At 71.4% G+C, this 19,079-nt stretch carries 16 protein-coding genes; 10 read left to right on the top strand and 6 right to left on the bottom strand.

What is annotated here, in order from left to right:
* Positions 1-6: 6 nt before the first annotated feature.
* From ABN273_RS01830 to ABN273_RS01805, 6 genes are all read left to right on the top strand, one after another.
* Positions 7-489 carry a (2Fe-2S)-binding protein gene (locus ABN273_RS01830; protein WP_349446812.1) on the top strand — a complete coding sequence of 161 codons (483 nt, stop codon included), beginning with the start codon at positions 7-9 and terminating at the stop codon, positions 487-489.
* Positions 486-2,852: a xanthine dehydrogenase family protein molybdopterin-binding subunit gene (locus tag ABN273_RS01825; RefSeq protein WP_349446811.1), complete on the top strand. Its 2,367-nt coding sequence runs from the start codon at positions 486-488 to the stop codon at positions 2,850-2,852. The genes ABN273_RS01830 and ABN273_RS01825 overlap by 4 nt, the downstream gene beginning before the upstream one ends.
* The gene (locus ABN273_RS01820; protein WP_349446810.1) at positions 2,849-3,703 is read left to right on the top strand and encodes an FAD binding domain-containing protein; all 855 of its coding nucleotides are present in this window, start codon (positions 2,849-2,851) and stop codon (positions 3,701-3,703) included. The genes ABN273_RS01825 and ABN273_RS01820 overlap by 4 nt, the downstream gene beginning before the upstream one ends.
* 76 nt (positions 3,704-3,779) lie before the next feature.
* Positions 3,780-4,484, top strand: coding sequence for an SRPBCC family protein (locus tag ABN273_RS01815; RefSeq protein WP_349446809.1), 705 nt, complete (start codon positions 3,780-3,782; stop codon positions 4,482-4,484).
* A gap of 92 nt (positions 4,485-4,576) precedes the next feature.
* Complete coding sequence (locus tag ABN273_RS01810) at positions 4,577-7,204, top strand: CDP-glycerol:glycerophosphate glycerophosphotransferase (protein WP_349446807.1); 2,628 nt, start codon at positions 4,577-4,579, stop codon at positions 7,202-7,204.
* Entirely contained in the window at positions 7,201-8,223 is a 1,023-nt protein-coding gene (locus ABN273_RS01805) for a glycosyltransferase (protein WP_349446806.1), read from the top strand. Before ABN273_RS01810 ends, ABN273_RS01805 begins: the two co-directional genes overlap by 4 nt.
* Positions 8,224-8,255: 32 nt before the next feature.
* On the opposite strand, the gene ABN273_RS01800 is transcribed toward ABN273_RS01805, so the two are convergent.
* From ABN273_RS01800 to ABN273_RS01790, 3 genes are read right to left on the bottom strand one after another with little or no spacing between them, the layout of a single operon-like run.
* Entirely contained in the window at positions 8,256-9,293 is a 1,038-nt protein-coding gene (locus tag ABN273_RS01800; RefSeq protein ID WP_349446805.1) for a sulfotransferase family protein, read from the bottom strand.
* 22 nt (positions 9,294-9,315) lie between these two features.
* On the bottom strand, positions 9,316-10,134 hold the full coding sequence (locus ABN273_RS01795) for a CDP-alcohol phosphatidyltransferase family protein (RefSeq protein ID WP_349446804.1): 819 nt from the start codon (positions 10,132-10,134) through the stop codon (positions 9,316-9,318).
* A gap of 48 nt (positions 10,135-10,182) precedes the next feature.
* Positions 10,183-11,628 carry a glycosyltransferase family 2 protein gene (locus ABN273_RS01790; RefSeq protein ID WP_349446803.1) on the bottom strand — a complete coding sequence of 482 codons (1,446 nt, stop codon included), beginning with the start codon at positions 11,626-11,628 and terminating at the stop codon, positions 10,183-10,185.
* Between the two features lie 146 nt (positions 11,629-11,774).
* Between ABN273_RS01790 and ABN273_RS01785 the strand changes: the two genes are divergently transcribed.
* Complete coding sequence (locus tag ABN273_RS01785) at positions 11,775-12,266, top strand: GNAT family N-acetyltransferase (RefSeq protein WP_349446802.1); 492 nt, start codon at positions 11,775-11,777, stop codon at positions 12,264-12,266.
* Positions 12,263-13,306: a pseudaminic acid synthase gene (gene pseI, locus ABN273_RS01780; protein ID WP_349446801.1), complete on the top strand. Its 1,044-nt coding sequence runs from the start codon at positions 12,263-12,265 to the stop codon at positions 13,304-13,306. The genes ABN273_RS01785 and pseI overlap by 4 nt, the downstream gene beginning before the upstream one ends.
* Here pseI and ABN273_RS01775 read toward each other — a convergent pair.
* Together ABN273_RS01775 and ABN273_RS01770 are read right to left on the bottom strand one after the other, a co-directional pair.
* Complete coding sequence (locus ABN273_RS01775) at positions 13,287-14,252, bottom strand: PseG/SpsG family protein (RefSeq protein ID WP_349446800.1); 966 nt, start codon at positions 14,250-14,252, stop codon at positions 13,287-13,289. The two genes, pseI and ABN273_RS01775, sit on opposite strands and share 20 nt — an antisense overlap.
* Complete coding sequence (locus ABN273_RS01770; RefSeq protein ID WP_349446799.1) at positions 14,249-14,977, bottom strand: cytidylyltransferase domain-containing protein; 729 nt, start codon at positions 14,975-14,977, stop codon at positions 14,249-14,251. The genes ABN273_RS01775 and ABN273_RS01770 overlap by 4 nt, the downstream gene beginning before the upstream one ends.
* A 103-nt stretch (positions 14,978-15,080) precedes the next feature.
* Between ABN273_RS01770 and pseB the strand changes: the two genes are divergently transcribed.
* Positions 15,081-16,055, top strand: coding sequence for a UDP-N-acetylglucosamine 4,6-dehydratase (inverting) (gene pseB / locus ABN273_RS01765; RefSeq protein ID WP_349446798.1), 975 nt, complete (start codon positions 15,081-15,083; stop codon positions 16,053-16,055).
* Positions 16,055-17,179, top strand: coding sequence for a DegT/DnrJ/EryC1/StrS family aminotransferase (locus tag ABN273_RS01760; protein WP_349446797.1), 1,125 nt, complete (start codon positions 16,055-16,057; stop codon positions 17,177-17,179). Before pseB ends, ABN273_RS01760 begins: the two co-directional genes overlap by 1 nt.
* On the opposite strand, the gene ABN273_RS01755 is transcribed toward ABN273_RS01760, so the two are convergent.
* Positions 17,180-19,066 (bottom strand): glycosyltransferase family 2 protein, encoded by a 1,887-nt coding sequence (locus ABN273_RS01755; RefSeq protein WP_349446796.1) that lies wholly within the window; start codon positions 19,064-19,066, stop codon positions 17,180-17,182. It abuts the gene before it with no gap.
* Positions 19,067-19,079: the final 13 nt, after the last annotated feature.

Below are 19,079 nucleotides of genomic sequence, written 5' to 3'. Positions count from 1 at the left end.
GGACGTATGCCCCGAATCACCGTCACCGTCGACGGGATCAAGTACGAGGAGGAAGTGGAGCCGCGGCTCCTTCTCGTCCATCTCCTACGAGAACGGCTGGGCAAGACCGGCACACCGGTCGGCTGCGACACCAGCAACTGCGGCGCCTGCACGGTCATGCTCGACGGCAAGAGCGTCAAGAGCTGCTCCGTGCTCGCCGTGCAGGCTGACGGCTGCGACGTCGTCACGATCGAGGGCCTGGGCGTGGACGGGTCGATGCACCCGATGCAGCAAGCCTTCCACGAAGAGCACGCTCTGCAGTGCGGCTACTGCACGCCCGGCATGGTCATGGCCGCGATAGACCTGCTCAGAGACGATCCCGAGCCGTCGGAGGAGGCGATCAGGCAGGGCCTGGAAGGCAATCTCTGCCGCTGCACCGGCTACTGCAACATCGTCAAGGCCGTACGCCGAGGCGCGCAGGAGATGGGCCAGGCGGTGAGAACGTCATGACCATCCAGCAAGAGGTGGGCCGGCCGCGGAGGCGGAAAGAGGACACCAGGCTGCTGACAGGGCGCACCCAGTGGACGGACAACCTCTCCCGCCCGGGCATGCTGCACGTGACGTTCCTGCGCAGCCCGATGGCGCACGCCAGGATCACCAGGGTCGACGTGTCGGGGGCGCGCGATCTGCCCGGGGTCGTGGCCGCGTTCAGCGGGCAGGACTTCGCCGCCGAGCAGGGCAGCCTGCCGTGCGCGTGGCCGGTGAGCGAGGACATCGTCATCCCCGACCACCCGCCGATGGCGGTGTCCGAGGTCAGGTACGTCGGCGAGGCCGTGGCCTGCGTGATCGCGACCGACCGCTACCGCGCGGCCGACGCCCTGGAGGCGATCGACGTCGAGTACGAGCCGCTGCCCGCGGTCCTCGACATGAACGAGGCGCTGACGGCCGGCAGCCCGAAGGTGCACGAGGCGGGCAACAAGGCGTTCAGCGTCAAGATCAACTCCGGTGACATCGAGGCCGCGTTCAGGGACGCTCCCGTCGTCATCGACCGTACGTACCGGCAGCAGCGGCTCATCCCCAGCGCGATGGAGCCGCGGGCGGTGCTGGCCGACACCGACGGCGAGGCGTTCACGATCTGGTCGTCCACGCAGATCCCGCACGTGCTGCGGGTCATGCTGGCGGTGGTGACCGGCATCCCCGAGCACAAGATCCGCGTGATCGCCCCCGACGTGGGCGGCGGGTTCGGCTCGAAGCTGCAGGTCACCGCGGAAGAGGTGCTCTGCCTGCTGCTCGCGCGCCGGCTCGGCAAGCCGGTCAAGTGGACGGAGTCCCGCTCCGAGGGCAACCTGACCGTGCACCACGGCCGCGACCAGATCCAGCACATCCGGCTGGCCGCCGACGCCGACGGGCGCATCCGCGGGCTGCAGGTCGACCTGCTGGCCGACATGGGCGCGTACCTGATGCTGGTGACGCCGGGCATCCCGCTGCTCGGCGCGTCGATGTTCAACGCGATCTACAAGATGGACGCGTACGAGTTCGGCTGCACGGGCGTGTTCACCACCAAGATGCCCACGGACGCCTACCGGGGCGCGGGCCGTCCCGAGGCCACGTTCGGCATCGAGCGCGTGATGGACGAGCTGGCCGCCGAGCTGAAGCTGGACCCGGTGGAGGTGCGCAGGCGCAACTGGATCAAGCACGACGAGTTCCCGTACACCACGATCTCGGGCCTGACGTACGACTCGGGCAACTACGAGGCGGCCACGGACAAGGCGCTGGCGCTGTTCGGCTACGACAAGCTGCGGGCGGAGCAGGCCGACCGGCGCGACAGGGGCGACCCGGTGCAGCTCGGCATCGGGGTCAGCACGTACACGGAGATGTGCGGCCTGGCGCCGTCCAGGATGCTCGGCGAATCCAACTACGGCGCGGGCGGCTGGGAGCACGGCTCGGTACGCATGCTGCCCACCGGCAAAGTCGAGGTCATCACCGGCACCTCGCCCCACGGGCAGGGGCACGTGACGTCGTGGAGCCAGATCGTGGCGGACGCGCTCGGCGTGCCGTTCGAGGACGTCACGGTGCTGCACGGCGACACGGCCATCGCGCACAAGGGCATGGACACGTACGGCTCCCGCTCGCTGGTCGTCGGCGGCGTGGCCGTGCTCAAGGCGTGCGACAAGGTCAAGGAGAAGGCCCGCAAGCTGGCCGCGCACGTGCTGGAGTGCTCGCCCGACGACCTGGAGTTCCAGGCAGGGGCGTTCAAGGTGCGGGGCACGGACCAGCAGAAGACCATCCAGGAGCTGGCCTACGCCGCGTTCACGGCGCATAACCTGCCGGAGGGCGTGGAGGCGAGGCTCGACTCCGACGCCACGTTCGACCCGGAGAACTACTCCTTCCCGCACGGCACCCACCTGTGTGCGGTGGAGGTGGACACCGAGACGGGCATGGTGAAGATCCGCTCGTACGTGGCGGTGGATGACGTCGGCAAGGTCGTCAACCCGCTGATCGTCGAGGGCCAGGTGCACGGCGGCATCGCGCAGGGCATCGCGCAGGCGCTGTTCGAGGAGGCCGTCTACGACGCCGAGGGCAACCTGCTGACCACCACGCTGGCCGACTACCTGCTGCCGTCGGCGGCGGACCTGCCGACGTTCAGCCTCGACAGGACCGAGTCCCCGGCGACCGGCAACCCCTTGGGCGCCAAGGGTGTGGGCGAGGCGGGCACCATCGCCTCGACCCCGGCCGTCGTGAACGCCATCGTGGACGCCCTGCGCCCGCACGGCATCCACGACGTCGAGATGCCGTGCACGCCCGAACGCGTCTGGCGGGTACTCAACGAACGGGCACTGGAAGAACGGGCGCAGGAAGGAGTGCGGCGATGATTCCCGCGCAGTTCGACTACGTTCGTCCGGATTCGCTGGACGAGGCGTGCCGGGCGCTCGCCTCCGACGAGGACGCCAAGGTGCTGGCGGGCGGGCAGTCGCTGCTGCCGCTGCTGCGGTTGCGGCTGGCGTACCCGTCGACGCTGGTCGACGTGGGCCGGCTGGCCGAGCTGAAGGGCGTGCACGACCGCGGCGACCACGTCTTCATCGGCGCGATGGCCACCCACGACGAGGTCGTGCACTCCGGCGTCGTGCGGGCCGACTGCCCGCTGGTGGCGCTGGCCGCCGCCACGGTGGCGGATCCGGCGATCAGGCACCGGGGCACGTTCGGCGGCTCGCTGGCCCACGCTGACCCGGCGGGTGACCTGCCCGCCGTGGTGCTGGCGCTGGACGGCGTGTTCGTGGCCAGGTCGGAGCGGGGCGAGCGGGAGATCCCGGCCGCCGAGTTCTTCGTCGACTACCTGGAGTCGGCGCTGGACGCCGGCGAGATCCTGGTCGGGGTGAAGATCCCGAAGCTGGGCGCGGGCTGGGGCTTCCACTACGAGAAGTTCCACAGGACTGCGCAGGCGTGGGCCATCGTCGGCGTGGCCGCCGCCGTCAGGCGCTCCAACGGCTCGATCGCCGAGGCCAGGATCGGGCTGACGAACATGGGCCCGACGCCGCTGCGCGCCCGCGCCGCGGAGACCGCGCTGGAGGGCGTGGAGCTGGGCGACCAGGTGCGCCAGGCGTGCGAGGAGGCGGCCGCGGGCGCCTCGCCCCCGGCGGACCTGCACGCCCAGCCCGACTACCGCCGGCACCTGGCCAAGGTCCTGACCCACCGCGCGATACGCACGGCAGCCGGAGCACCCTGAGCGGGTAAGAGGGGCGCCTCTTCCGGGGCGCCCCCGTCCAGACGTAGTGTCGCAACCACCGGGAAGGAGCGTATCGATGGCGATGCGGTTCGAGCACGAGTTCACTGTTCCAGTCCCGATCGAGCAGGCGTGGGCCGTGCTGCTCGATGTCGAGCGGGTCGCGCCGTGCCTGCCGGGGGCGACGCTGGACATCTTCGAGGGCGACGAGTTCACCGGCAGGATGAAGGTCAAGGTCGGCCCGATCGTGGTGACCTACAAGGGCTCGGCCAGATTCGAGGACGTGGACAAGGACGCCTACTCGCTCACCATCCAGGCGTCGGGCAAGGAGGCCAGGGGCTCGGGAACGGCCTCGGCCACGGTCAAGGCGCGGATGAAGGCGAGCGACGGGGCCACGACGGTGACCGTGGAGACGACGTTCAACGTGACCGGGCGGCCGGCCCAGTTCGGGCGCGGCGTGATGGCCGAGGTCGGCGGCAAGCTCATCGACAAGTTCGCCGCCAACCTGGCCGAGCTGCTCTCCGAGCCCATGGTCGAGCCCGTCCCGGCACCCGCGGCCGTGGCGAGCCACGAGGAGGAGCGGCACCTGAGTGCGGTGCCGCCGGTCCCCGAGCCGGAGGCGCGGCCCGCGGGGACGATACGCACCTCGCGCACGCCTGAGGAGGAGGCACTCGACCTGCTGGAGATCGCGGGTCAGCCGCTGCTGAAGCGCCTGGCGCCGGTCGCGGGCGCCCTCGCAGCCCTGCTTGTCATCGCTTGGGTGATTCGTCGGCTTATGCGCTGATTTTCCAGCAAACACTCCATCAAGTCCGGACACTTCCCCCAGTCCGGGGGAAGTGCCATTCCCGCAGGTGATTGGACCAGCGGGGGGTTGGGATGCCGGACTGCACCGTTGTCGTGATCTCCTACAACGACGCGGCCCGCCTGCCCAGGGCCGTGCGTTCCGTGCTCGGCCAGTCGCTGCGCGACCTCGAGGTGATCGTCGTCGACGACGCCAGCACGGACGGCACGCCGGAGGTGGCCGCCCGGCTCATGGAGCGCGATCGCCGGGTGCGCTACCTGCGCAGGCCGGTCAACAGCGGGGGCTGCGGCGCGCCCAGGAACTACGGGATCGACGCCGCGGACTCGCCGTACGTGATGTTCCTCGACAGCGACGACGAGCTGCCCAGGCACGCGTGCAAGAGCCTGCTCACCGAGATCGAGCGGACCGGGGCCGACTTCGTGTCGGGGCAGATCTCGCGGCTGTTCGAGCCGAGCGGGCGGCTGAAGCCGTACTATCCCTCGCTCTTCGCCAGGCGGCGGGTGGTGGCGGGGATCCGCCGGGAGCCCGAGCTCTTCCTCGACTGCTTCAGCACGAACAAGCTCTACGACGTGCGCCTCCTGCGGGACCGTCTCGTGCGCTTCCCCGAGGACGTCCTCTACGAGGACCATGTCTTCGCGGCCGAGCTGTACGCCGTCTCGCGCAGGTTCGCGATCGTGCCGTGGGTGGTCTACCACTGGCACCGGGCACCGGCGAACGACTCGATCTCGCAGCGCGTCGGCGACCTGGACAACGTGCGGCAGCGGGTCCTCGCGGCCCGGCTGAGCGACGACGTCCTGTGGGAGCGCGGGGCCGGGGACCTGGTGCCGCACCGCCAGCACCGGTTCCTCCGGCAGGACCTGCGGGTCTATCTCAATCCGCTGCCCGCGCGGGACCTGGTGTGGGTCAAGGAGTTCGCCTCGCTCGTGCGGCCGTACCTGGAGGAGATCCCCGGCTGGGTGCTGGACGGGATGGAGCCGCTGGACCGGGTCTGCTGCCAGCTCATCCTCGACGACCGGACCGAGGAGCTGCGGGTGGCCGCGGCCTCGCTCAACGGGGCGAGGTCCGCGCCGCGGGCGGCGGTGCAGCTCGACGGGCGCACGTACTGGGGGACGTCGGTCTCGCCCGGCATGGACATCACGAAGCTGCACCTGGCCGAGCTGCCCTTCTCCGAGTCCAGGCTGCGGCACGAGGTGTCGGAGATCTGCTCGGACATCTCCTCAGGCGGCGAGCGGGTGCGGATGGTCGTGCGTACGTACGACCCGTTCGGGGCGCTGCCGCTGGACTGGACGGCGTTCCTGCAGCTCGGAACCGAAAAAATCCCGATAAAGCCGGAGCCGTCAGGCGAGGGCGGGTACGTCAGCGAGGTCACCTTCACCCCCACGGGCAAGTGCGCGCCGCGCATCGGCTTCACCAGAACCTCCGACGGGCACACCACGACGGACCGCCTCATCGCCGATCCGCGCACCGAGCCCATCGAGCTGGCCGGGTGCGCGGTGACGGTCGAGGGGTACGCCGCATACCTATGTGTGCGGCCCGGCGCCCGGCCGTTCCTGTGGCGGGCCGGGCGGGCGCTGATCAGGCGGCTCAACACGCCGGAGAACAAGCTGCGTGCGTACAAGCTGCTCATCAAGGTGCTGCCGCCGCGGCGGAATCTCGCGCTGTTCGAGTCGGACGTAGGCAAGGGCTGCGACGGCAGCCCGCGGGCCATCTACGAGGAGCTGCGCCGGCGCGAGCTGCCGATCGACGTGGTCTGGTCGGTGGCCAGGGGGCGCAAGAACTTCCCGCCCGGCGCCCGGCTCGTGCGCAGGGGCAGCTGGGCCTACATCTGGACGATGGCCAGGGCCGGGATCTGGGTGGACAGCCACGGCTTCCCGCTGGACTACCCGAAGCCGCGTGGCACCCGCTACCTGCAGACCTGGCACGGGCAGGGCATCAAGTCGATCGGGTTCGACGCGCCCGACCTGCGCACCGACTTCGACCAGCCGCGCGCGCAGTGGCGGGCCGCGGTCGCGCGGTGGGACGCGCTGGTCTCGCCGAGCGCGGAGTTCTCGCGGCTGTTCCTGCCCGCCAACGGGTACACGGGCAAGGTCTACCGGTACGGGACGCCGCGCTGCGACGCGCTGGTCAGGGGTGAGGCGGCCGGAGACGTGCGGGAGCGGCTGGAGATCCCGCGCGGGCGGAAGATCCTGCTCTACGCGCCCACCTACCGGGACCGGGCGAAGGGCGGCGGCAGGTCCGTACGGGTCGACCTGGAGCTGCTGGCCGCCGAGCTGGCCGGCGAATGGGTGGTGGTGCTGCGTACGCATCCGGTCGAGCGCTACGGCCCGCCCGAGCACCTCAGGCACTTCGTACGGGACGCCGGGTCCTACCCCGAGATCAACGACCTGATGCTGGCCTCGGACGCGCTGCTGACCGACTACTCCTCGCTGATGTGCGACTACGCGATCACCGGCAAGCCGATGGTGTTCTTCATCGACGACTGGGACGACTACCGGCTGTCGGAGCGCGGCGTCTACCACGACCTGCCCGCCATCGCGCCCGGGCCGTGCGTCACGACCACCGAGGAGCTGGTGGCCGTGATCAGGCGGCTGCCCGAGGCCCACGCGGCCTTCGCCGGACGGTACGCGGCCTTCCGCGCCCTGTGGTGCGCCGACGAGCGCGGCGACGCGGCCGCGCGCATCGTGGCGGATTTCTTCCCATGAGTGTCGTGTTCGCCTGCCTGGACGCCGACACCTTGGGCGGCGTCCAGCAGGTGACGCACACGCTGGCCCAGGGCCTGGCCGGGCGCGGGCACGAGGTGCACGTGATCGGGCTGGAGCGGTCGCGCTCCCCGTTCCGGTACGTGGACCGGCCGCTGTACCGCCGGCATGTGATCGGGCCGGGGTGGCGGCTGAGGAGGCTGCTCGGCGCGATCGAGCCCGGCTACGCCGTCATGACCTCGCCGTCCGTGGTGGCCCGGCTGTCGGAGCTGCTGCCTGCGGCGTTCCGGCCGATCGGGCAGTACCACGGCTCGTACGACCACGCCCTCGGCTGCCGGCACCTCGCCTCGATCAGGCGCCACTACCTCCACCTCGACCAGGCGGTCTTCCTCAGCGAGGACGACGCCCGGCTGTTCGCCGAGCACGCGCTGCTGCCCAACACCTGGACGCTGCCGAACCCCCTGCCCTACTGGCCGCAGCGGCTCTCCTCGCTCGCCGCGCCCCGCGTGCTCGGCGTGGGCCGCCTGGAGGGGGTCAAGCGGTTCGACCGGCTGATCAGCGCGTTCGCCCGTTCGGGCGTGCCGCCGCCGTGGGAGCTGCACCTGATCGGCGACGGCGGCGAACTGGACCGGCTGCGTGCGCACGCGCGCAGGGAGGGCGTCGGCGATCGGGTGGTCTTCAGGGGGCTGGTGCCGGCGGCGCGGATGCCCGCCGAATACCTGAACGCCTCCGTCCTGGGCCTGACCAGCGAGCACGAGGGCCTGCCCATCGTGCTGCTGGAGTCGGCCGCGCACGGCGTGCCGTCGGTGGCGTTCGACGTGTCGGGCGGCGTGCGCCGCGCGGGGCCCGTGCTGGTCCCGCCGGGAGACGTCGACGCGTTCGCCGCCGTGCTGGGCGAGCTGGCCGGTTCCCCCGATGAGCGGCGGCGGCTGGGGGCCGGCGCGCGCGCACGGGCCGAGGCGTTCCGCCTCGACCACGTGCTGGATGACTGGGAACGGCTCTTCGCCCACATCGAGCGCTAGGCGGGCCCCTGGACCGGCCCCTAGACCGGCCCCTAGACCGGCTCCGTCAGCTCCGGGTGCTGCTGGGGCAGTCCCGCCAGGGCACGCTGGCCCGAGGTGAGCATCGCGGCCACGGGGCTGGGCTCGCGCAGGCGGTTGAGCCGGTCGCGCATGTGCTTGCGCATGCGGCTGGCCCTGCGCCTCTGCATCGTCTTCTGGCAGGCCGTCACGTGCTCCTTGGCCGGCTTGGGCGCGCCGGTCAGCTCGTACCCCATGGACTCCACGCGGGCGCCGCGCAGGTGCTCGGCGACCGCGATCTCCCAGTCGTCCAGCCGCTTGGCCCAGCTCCCGACCCGGCTGCGGGTGACCTCGCCGTGGGTGTTGCTGTGCCAGACCTTGTGCTGCGGCACCGCCACGCTGGCCGCCTCGCGCGGCGAGATCATCGCCGGCGAGAACTCCTCGTCCAGGAAGTGGCAGAGCTTCTTCAGCTCGGTCGTCGGGTCGTCGGTGAGGTCCTCGTAGCGCAGCTCGTAGTACGTGTCATCGCTCAGCGTGCGCCTGAGGCGGCCGCCCGCGTCGATCGCCTCGGCCCAGGTGGAGATGGCGTGGAAGGAGTCGAGCGTGTACCAGGGCATCTCCTTCAGCGAGGCCACGCAGTCGCGGCCGTCCCTGATGAGGTGGATGAACTGGGCGTCGGGGAAGAGCCTGAGCAGCAGGTCCACCTGCTTGACGTAGCTGGGCCGCTTGTCCCCCCAGCGGGCCTTCTCGAACCGGTCGGCGTACATGCGGAAGGCCGTCCCGAACACCGATCCCAGCGAGCCGGGCCCTTCGACGACCTGCCTGATGAACTCGTCCTTGTCGATCTTGAGCTCGCGGAACTTCGTGCTGCGGTCGGTCGCGATCCACTGCGCCAGGGCGCGGCGGCGGGAGACGGTCCGCAGATCGCCCCACGTGCGGCGCCGGTAATAGGCGGGAATGAGGAAGCGCGTCTCCGGAGGCACCGCCATGCGGGGGTGCGAGTGGAGCATGAGCTGGAGCATCGTGGTGCCGGACCGCGGACATCCGATGACGAAGACTGGCCGGTCGGACATTTCGTTGTAACCCCCGAAAAACTTAGACGAGAACGTGCTCTCGGCTCTCCTGAGAGGACGCGACGCCGTGCCTGCGTGTGAAGCGCCACATCCGGTAGACAAGGAAGATCTCGTTGACCAGCAGCAGCACCCCGGCCAGCGCGGCGAGCGGGATCAGCGCCCATGCCCCCGCAAGGGGCGCGACCACGAACACCGCCGCGTGAAACTCGATGCCGCTGATCAGGTGCGAGCGGACCCTGTGCCGGGCCAGGAACCTGTTGAGCCGCCTGGGGAAGCTGCGCGGTCGCCGCGTCCTTTCGGTGAGCGGCACCCGCTCCAGGGGCTCGATGAAATCCTCTTCGGGCTCCCGCTCCCCCCGCTCCTCCCTGACGGCCTCGCGTACCCGCTTCATCTGCGGCGCGTTGACGTACCTGAACAGGTCCAGCACGGCCACCGCGGCCCCGAGCAGGATGTAGCGCACATCCGACGTGAGGGCGTACTGCCCGTATGCCAGCCCCCCGGCACACAGGACCACCCTGATCCGGTCCCCCACATAGTCGAGCCAGAGGCCGAACGGCGTGCCCGTGCCCTTGAGCCGGGCGATTTTGCCGTCCACGCAGTCGATCATGAAGCTCAGATAAAAGATGACCGCGCCCGCTATGAGGTAGTTCGTCGCGAAACAGGCGGCCGACACCGCGCCGAGGACCAGCGAGAACACGGTGAGGCCGTTGGGCGTCAGCCGGGTGTGGTTGGCGACGGGGAGAGCGGCCCGGCAGGCGACCGGATCCACGAAATAGACGGTCCACCAGGAGTCTCTCCGCTTGCGTGTCTCGTAGACGTCATCGAGCGAATAGGTCCTCATGGACTCCAGCATGACGACGCGACGCGCCCGAGCGATTACTCTCTGGAACTACTGGGGCATGTCCATGCCGCTTCTTGACCAACCCGGCACGGACAGCCGCCACGCCGAGTTCACCTCGCCGTCCCTGGCCCAGCCCTTGAGCACGAGGCCGCGGGTCTCACCGCGCACCTGGAGCCGCCAGCTCGGCCCTCCGCCTTCCAGCCGCTCCGGGTCGATGACCGCGGACATGCCGTAGCGGCCCGCGCGGCGCACCTCCAGCGGCACGCGGCGGCGGCCGTCGCTGAGCCACAGGTTGACCTTGCTCACCTTGCGGTCGACCCGGTGGATCGCGACCTGGCCGCGCAGGTGGTACTCGCCGCCCGTCCAGGTGCACTCCTCGACCCTGGCGACCAGCTTGAGCTCGTCGCGGGCGTCGAACACCGCGTCGGGGATGCCGAGCCGGCGGCGTTTGCGGAAGAAGGGGTAGTCGCCGTACCAGTTGGTGTTGCGCCGCCCGCGCGGCACGATACGGGTGCCGTCCTCGCGGGTGCGCCGGAACTCGCGTACCTTGCACAGCTCGGCCACCATGCCGCGTCTGAGCAGGTGCAGCTCCAGGCGGCGCAGCGACGGCGCGGTGGCCAGCGCCTTCGGGCTCAGCGCGGCCAGCCACGCGTCGGCCAGCTCCAGCAGCGAGCCGCTCTCCTCGCCCGCCTCCAGCGCCTGGAACAGGAAGACGATGTCCTTCTCCAGCACCAGCGCGTCGAAGCCGTCGAGCAGCTCGGGCGCCCGCTCGTCGAGGAAGGCGCGGACCGCGCGGATCGCCGTCAGCCGCTCGTACAGGTTGGGCAGCTCGGCCCGGCGCTGCGTGATCGAGGTCTCCCCCGCGTCGCGCTTGCGCCAGTGGTAGACCACGTCGCCGATCATGTCCACGCTGGTGGCCAGGACGTGCGCCTGCATGGCGACGGGCACGTCCTCGTAGATGCCCGCGGCGAACGCCAGGCCGCTGCGCTCCCAGAAGTCGCGCCGGTAGACCTTGTTCCAGACCGTGCGGTCCCTGATGAGCACCTGCTTGTCGGTGATGTGGGTACACAGCTGGGGCCGCCTGAACGCCTTCTCGTGCAGGATCGACTCCTCCAGCACGCCGTCCACGAGCCGCCCCACCGCGCCGCACGCGAGGTCCGAGCCGGTCTCCCCGAGCGTGCCGACGAGCCGCCGGTACGCATCGGGCGGCACGACGTCGTCGCTGTCGGCGAAGGCCAGATACGCGCCCCGGGCCTGCCGGATCCCCGCGTTGCGGGCCGGTCCTGGCCCCAGGTTCCGCTGGCCGAGGAGGACGAAGCGGTCGTCCCTCGCGGCGAAGTCCTCGGCGACGCGCCGGCTGCCGTCGGAGGAGCCGTCGTCCACGAGGACGACCTCGATGTCGTCCAGCGTCTGCGCGGCCAGCGACTTCAGGCACTCGATGATGTACGGCTCCACGTTGTAGACCGGGACGACCACGCTGAGCAGGGGGATCATGCCGAATTGCTCCTTGGCTCTCGGGACGGCTACAGGGGCAGCATGCCCCGGCCGCCCGGCGGATTCCGCAGCCCTGATCAGCTCTTTACCGGACGCATAATCCGCTACGTTGGGCAATGAGGTGAGCACGATCAGTAGGGGGAGCGGTGCTGAGAAGCGTCCGGGACGACGATCTGCCGGTCATGCGCCGATGGCGCAACCATCCACGCGTGCGGGCGGCCAGCTTCACCACGCATGAGATCTCCGAGGACGAGCACGCCCGCTGGTGGGAGGCCACCCGCGCCGACACGCGCAAGCAGGTGCTGATCTACGAGCACGGGGAGACCGCCGCGGGTGTGGTGACCTACTCGGGCCTGTCGTCCGAGAGCGCCACCTGGGGCTTCTACCTGGACCTCGACGGGCTGGAGCAGTCCAGGGCGCTGCTGCGGGCGTGGATCGGCCTGGAGCAGGCGGCCGTCGAGTACGCCTTCGGGCCGCTCGGGCTGACGACGCTGCGCGGCGAGGTGCTGGCCTGCAACGATCCGGTCAGGCAGTTGCACAGGCGGTTCGGGTTCGTGGAGGTCGGCGCCTACCTGCGGGACGTCGACGGCGTGCCGCGAGACGTCGTGACCATCCGGCTCAGGAAGGAGCACACATGATCTCCATCGCGGGGCGGGCGATCGGGGCCGGTCATCCGCCGTTCGTCGTCGCCGAGATGTCCGGCAACCACAACGGGAGCCTGGAGCGGGCGCTGGCCATCGTGGACGCGGTGGCGGCGAGCGGGGCGCACGCGCTGAAGCTGCAGACATACCGGCCCGACACGCTGACCGTCGACTGCGACGGGCCCGCGTTCCGCGTGGGCGAGGAGCACGAGCTGTGGGGCGGCGAGACCCTCTACCGGCTCTTCGAACGCGCCCACACGCCCTGGGAGTGGCACGAGCCGATCTTCGAGCGGGCGCGCGAGCACGGGCTCATCGCGTTCTCCTCGCCCTTCGACCCCACGGCCGTCGAGTTCCTGGAGAAGCTGGGCGTGCCGGCGTACAAGATCGCTTCTTCGGAGATCGTGGACCTGCCGCTGATCCGGCTCGCGGCCGCCACCGGGAAGCCGCTCATCGTCTCCACGGGGATGGCCTCGATCGGCGAGATCCACGCCGCGCTGGCCACCGCCCGCGAAGCGGGCTGCACCGAGCTCGCCGTGCTGTCCTGCACGGCCTCCTACCCCGCCTCGCCCGCCGAGAGCAACCTGCGGTCGCTGCCGCTGCTGGCGGCGCTCACGGGCGAGGTGGTCGGGGTCTCCGACCACACGCCGGGCATCGGGGTGCCGCTGGCAGCGGTGGCGCTGGGGGCCTGCCTGATCGAGAAGCACGTCACCTGGTCCCGCGCCGAGGGCGGGGTCGACGCGGCCTTCTCGCTGGAGCCCGCCGAGCTGGCGGCGCTCGTGGTGGAGAGCGGGCGAGCGTGGCAGTCGCTGGGGAGCGTGGCCATCGGGCCGCGGCCGTCCGAGCGGGAGGGACTGCGGTTCCGCCGGTCGCTGTACGTGGTGCGGGACGTGCGCGCGGGCGAGGCCGTGACCCCGGCGAACGTACGCTCGATCCGGCCCGCGGGCGGCCTGCCTCCCGACGCGGCCGGAGAGGTGATGGGGCGGCGCTTCACCCGCGATGTCCCGTTCGGCACGCCGCTCAGCTGGGATCTGATCTGAGAAGGGCATCCGCGACGCGTTCCCTGCCCCTGCCGTCCACCAGGCCCCTGCCCCGCCGCCCGTGCTCCTCGCGGGCGGCGGGGTCGGTGAGCAGGCGGGCCAGCACGCCGACGGCCTGGGCGTCGGCCGTGCGCCCGAGCCCGGCCGCGACGCCCCGGCCCACGAGCTCCTCATAGCCGATGAGCTGGTTGCCGGCCACCCAGCTCAGGGCGGTGGGGACGCCGAGGTAGAGCAGCTCCCAGATGGCCGACCCGGCCGCGGTGACCACGAGGTCGGCCTCGGCCATGAGGTCCGGCAGCCTGTCGGTCGGCGGGATCACGGTGATCGGCCCGTCCGCCTCGAACGGCGCCGGGCTGACGACCGTGGCCTCGAACGCCGCCCCGGTCGCTCGCAGGGCCTCGGCCCAGGCGGGGGCCACGCCTGCGCTGTCGGTCCCGCCGAAGAAGCACAACACACGCGGCACCGGCCCGGCCCGGCGCGCCCGCCTGCGCCGCCGCACGCTGTCCCGCAGGAGCACGTAACGGGCCCCGGCCAGGCGGCGGGCGGGCCGGGGGAAGGGGCGGCGCTCGGCGCCGAGGTTCTGGTCGAGATAGAGATCGGCCTCCTGGCCCAGCGGGTCGCCGTCCACGATCGCCAGCACGGCCAGACCCGCTCCCCTGAGTGCCGCGCCCGTGCCGTCCGGCAGTTCGTACGAGTCGAGGACCACGGCGTCCAGCCGGAGCTCGCGGGCCAGCGCCGCCAGACGTGCCGGCTGCCCGGGAGCGGGCACCAGCGGCAGGCCGCGCTCCCGGAGCTGGGCCCGCGCCCAGTCCGAGCCGCGCACCTCACCGAGGAACACCACCGGCACGCCCCGCGCGCACAGCTCCTCGGCCAGCGCCACGCATCGCACCAGATGGCCGACGCCGCTCCTGACGCCGGCGTCGCACCGGAAGCCGATGCCGCTCACGCGTCCTGGAGGGCCTTCTGCCGTACGTGGGCGTTGAGCCCGCACACCTCCGGCCGCTCGCGCAACCACCCCACCACCCTGCCGAACGGCAGGCACCGGTCGCCCAGCGCGTCCACCACCCGGGAGATGAGCCGCCAGTCGTCCTCCGTGTCGAGCGTGACCCGCAGGTCGTCGGCGGCCGGCTGGTACGCGAGCCCGAGCAGCCGCACGTCACCCGGATGCGAGTAGACGTAGGAGGTCACGTGCGTGCGGTGGAACCCGGTGGCCTCGGCGTCGGCCCGCTCGAGCGCGCCCCTGCTCACGATCTCGACGTCGAGCCCGCGCGGCAACGTACGTGCCAGACTCGTGCTCAGATAGCCGAGCCCGCGCACGGCGCGGAACACCAGCGCCGCCTCCCTGATCACGGCGGGATCCAGCAGCGGGCAGTCCGCCGTGAACCTCATCACCGCGTCCCCGCGCCGCCCTGCCAGCGCCTCCATGAACCTCGTCAGCACGTCGTCCACGGGCCCCCGATGCCACGCCACGCCGAGCCGGCGGCACTCGGCCACCACCGCGTCGTCGGCCTCCTCGGTCGTGGTGGCCACCACCAGATCGTCGAGCACGCCGGACTCGCGTGCCGCGCGGACCACCCACCCCAGCACCGACCTGCCGCCCAGCTCCCGCAGCACCTTGCCCGGCAGGCGGGTCGAGCCCATGCGCGCCTGAACAACCCCGACAATACGCACCGAAGCCCCATTCCCCCGTGTGGCTCTGCGTGGTCAATCGATCGCGCTATGCTACCGCCTGCTCAAACGACTACAGCGTGTAAACGCGATTTCAGGGGGGCACGTGAGCATTCTCAGTGGTTCGTCGATTCTGATCACCGGAGGCACGGGATCCTTCGGCAAGGCGTTCATCCGCCACGCCCTCGACTCGCTGGGAGTGCGGCGCCTGGTGGTCTTCTCCCGCGACGAGCTCAAGCAGTACGAGCTCAGGCAGCTCTTCAGCGACGACGACCGCCTGCGCTGGTTCATCGGCGACATCAGGGACCGCGACCGGCTGACCCGCGCCATGCACGGCGTCGACCACGTGGTCCACGCGGCCGCGCTCAAGCAGGTGGACACGGCCGAGTACAACCCGTTCGAGTACGTCCGCACCAACGTCGCCGGGTCCCAGAACGTCGTCGAGGCCGCCATCGACTGCGGCGTGCGCAAGGTGGTCGCGCTCTCCACCGACAAGGCCTCCAGCCCGATCAACCTGTACGGGGCCACGAAGCTGGTCGCGGACAAGCTCTTCGTCTCGGCCAACCACTACGCCGCCGCCCACGAGACCCGCTTCTCCGTCGTCCGCTACGGCAACGTGGTCGGCAGCAGGGGCTCGGTGGTGCCGTTCTTCCTGCGCTTGGCCGAGCAGGGCACCAGCCTGCCGATCACCGACAAGCGCATGACCAGGTTCTGGATCACGCTCGACCAGGCCGTCAGGTTCGTGGTCGACTCGTTCGACCTGATGCGGGGCGGCGAGCTCTACGTGCCGCGCATCCCCAGCATGCGCATCACCGACCTGGCCGAGGCGCTGGCGCCCGACAGCACGATCTACGAGATCGGCATCCGGCCGGGCGAGAAGCTGCACGAGGAGATGATCGCGCCCGACGACGGCCGCCGGACGCTGCGCCTGGCCGACCGGTACATCGTCCAGCCCACGATCGCCACCTGGGGCTACACGCCGCCGGGCGGAGAGGTGCTGCCGGAGGGGTTCACCTACCGCTCCGACACCAACGACCAGTGGCTCTCGGTGGACGACCTGCGTGCCATGGCGGCCGGCTGATGCTCCCCTACGGGCGGCAGTCGATCGCCGAGTCCGACGTCGAGGCGGTCGCCGAGGTGCTGCGCGGCGACTGGCTGACCACCGGGCCCGCCGTCGGCCGGTTCGAGGCGGAGCTGGCCCGCTGGACGGGCGGCGTGCCGTCCGTGTCCGTCACGTCGGGGACGGCCGCGCTGCTCGTCGCGTACGAGGCGGCCGGGGTGCGGGCGGGCGACGAGGTGGTCACCTCGCCGCTGACGTTCGTGGCCACGGCGGCCACGGCCGCGCTGCTGGGCGCGCGGGTGCTCTTCGCCGACGTGCAGCCCGACACGGGCAACCTCGACCCCGACGCGGTCGCCGCGCTGGTCGGCCACCGGACGCGGGCGGTCACGGCCGTGGACTACGCGGGCCACCCCGCCGACTACGACGAGCTGCGCACGGCCGCTGACCCGGCCGGGGCGGTGCTGGTGGCCGACGCGGCGCATTCGATCGGGGCCGCGTACAAGGACCGGCCCGTGGGCGCGCTCGCCGACCTGACCACGTTCTCCTTCTTCCCGACCAAGACCGTGACCACCGCCGAGGGCGGCGCGGTCGCGGCGGCCGATCCCGCGCTGCTGCTGCGGGCCGCCCGCTTCAGGAACCACGGCCTGGTCAGGGACCCGGCCGGCCAGCGCGAGCCGGACGTGGGCGGGTGGCATCAGGAGGTGCACGAGTTCGGGCTGAACTACCGGCTGCCCGACGTGCTGTGCGCGCTCGGGCTCAGCCAGCTCAGGCGTCTCCAGGCCTTCCGCGAGCGGCGGTCGGAGCTGGTCGCGCGCTACAACACGCTGCTGCGCGACGTGCCGGGGCTGACGCTGCCGGCCCAGCGCGCGTACGTGCGGCCGAGCTGGCACCTCTACCCGGTCAGGGTCCACGACGGCCGGCGGCGCGAGGTCTACGACCGCATGCGGGCCGCCGGCATCGGCGTGCAGGTCAACTACCTGCCGGCGTACTGGCACCCGGCGTTCGAGGACCTCGGCTACCGGCGGGGGCTCTGCCCGCGGGCCGAGGCCTACTGTGCCGAGCAGCTGTCGCTGCCGCTGTTCCCCGATCTGACCGACGCCCAGCAGGACCGGGTCGTGGAGAGGCTCACGGGCATCCTGACCTGACTAGCGCTCGGCCAGCAGCAGGCAGCCGTCCTCACCCCGGTCGACGAGGAAGCGCCGGTCCGCGACGGTCGCGACCGGCCGCTCCCTGGTCCGTACCAGCGGCCGGATGGGTTTGCCCTGGTCGATGACGACCTCCCACCACGACTCGTGGCCGACGCTCTCGTCGATGTCGGCCAGCGGCACCCGCGCCTGGAAGCCCTGGCCCGCCAGCGTCACCGGGAAGTACATCTCCTCGCCGTCGCTCCTGCGCCGCAGCCTGACCACCGGCTCCCCGTCGCCCAAGTCGGACAGCTCGCCCGAGAACACCAGGTCGCCGTCGTCCACCCGGCACTCGCCGATGGTCGCCTGCGCCGTGCGAAGACGCAGGCCCCAAGCGCCCTTGGGGCTGCGTACCGGCACCAGCCACACGCCCTTGCTGAGGCGCGGCGCGGGGATCAGGGGCGGCAACCAGCGCGGTCCCGCGACCCGGCCGTCGAGCCGCAGCCCGTGGCCCCTGAGCCGCACGCACAGGTCCCAGCGGCCACGCCTGGCCAGCTGCGCGGGCGTCAGTGCGGCCGGGTCGAACGCGAGCCTGAACGGGAACGCGTGCTCCGGCAGCGCGCCGCCCTCCTCCTGCGCGACGCTCTCCCAGGTGGGCGCGCTCTCCTCGTCGGAGAGCAGCACGCTCTCGCCGGTCCTGCGCTCCTCCAGCCAGACCCTGACCCGCATCCGGCGCAGCTCTCCCACATCGAACCTGCCCAACCCCACGCGGCCCACCCCGTGGAGCACGCCGTCGCGCCAGTCGAGGCTCACCAGCCTGGCGACCAGGGCCAGCTCGCCGGAGACCTCCGAAAGGTGCTCCGGCATCGACGGGTGCCTGCCGTACCAGCGCCTGCGCAGCAGCCCGGTCGAGCCCACCCGGGGCTGCAGCTGCCCGCAGCGGTCCTGGGCGAAGACGTATGCCAGCTCGGCCAGGCGGCGCTGGTGCAGCAGGTGAGCCTGGAGGCGCAGCCCGTACGGGATGCTCTGCCAGGCCTCGCGCGACACGCCGTCGAGGTAGCGGACGGCCAGGTCCACCAGGGAGGGGTCCGCCGCCGCGCCCAGGGCGGCCACGGCCTCCACGGCGACGGACATGTCGATGTCCAGCGTGTCGCGGTCGAAGTCGGTCTTGAGGTCCGGCGCCCCGCGGGTCAGCATGGCCGCGGTCTCCAGCACGGACAGGAGGCGGTCGCGCAGGTTGTCCGGCTCCAGGCAGCGCTGGGTGATCGAGGCGCCCTCCTCGTCGCGTTGCCGCCAGTGGTAGACGATCGCGGCCAGCACGTCCACCTTCTCCGCCCCCACGTGGGCCGCCACGGCGACCGGCTGGTCCTCGTACATGCGCTCGGGGAAGCTCAGGCCGAGGCGGTCCCAGAAGGAGCGGCGGTAGACCTTGTTCCACAACATGCGGTCGCGGATCAGCAGCGGGTGACGGGTGATGTGGGTGCCCTTGATCGGCCTGGCGAACGCCTCCCTGTGGGCCCACGACGGCATGAGCAGGTTGCGGTAGAGCCGCATGACGTTTCCGCAGGCCAGGTCGGAGCCCGTGGTTTCGAGCGAGGACACCATGCGTTTGAACGCGTCGCGCGGCACGGTGTCGTCGCCGTCCACGAAGGCGAGGTAGCGGCCGGTCGCCCGGCGCACCCCGACGTTGCGGGCGCGGCCCACGCCCTGGTTGTCCTGCCTGATGAGGCTGATCCGACGGTCACCGGCCAGCCTGGACTCGACGACCGCCGGGCCGCCGTCGACGCTGCCGTCGTCGACGCAGATGACCTCCAGGTCGTCCAGCGTCTGGGCGGCGATGGAGTCCAGGCAGGGTCCGATGTACCTCTCGACGTTGTAGAACGGGACGATCACCGAAAGAACCGGCACACGCTTTCCTCTT

It is taken from the genome of Nonomuraea sp. B19D2 (assembly GCF_040137845.1).
Taxonomy (GTDB): domain Bacteria; phylum Actinomycetota; class Actinomycetes; order Streptosporangiales; family Streptosporangiaceae; genus Nonomuraea.
Note: the sequence above shows the minus strand (reverse complement) of the source record. Positions and strands in the feature narration are given on the sequence as shown.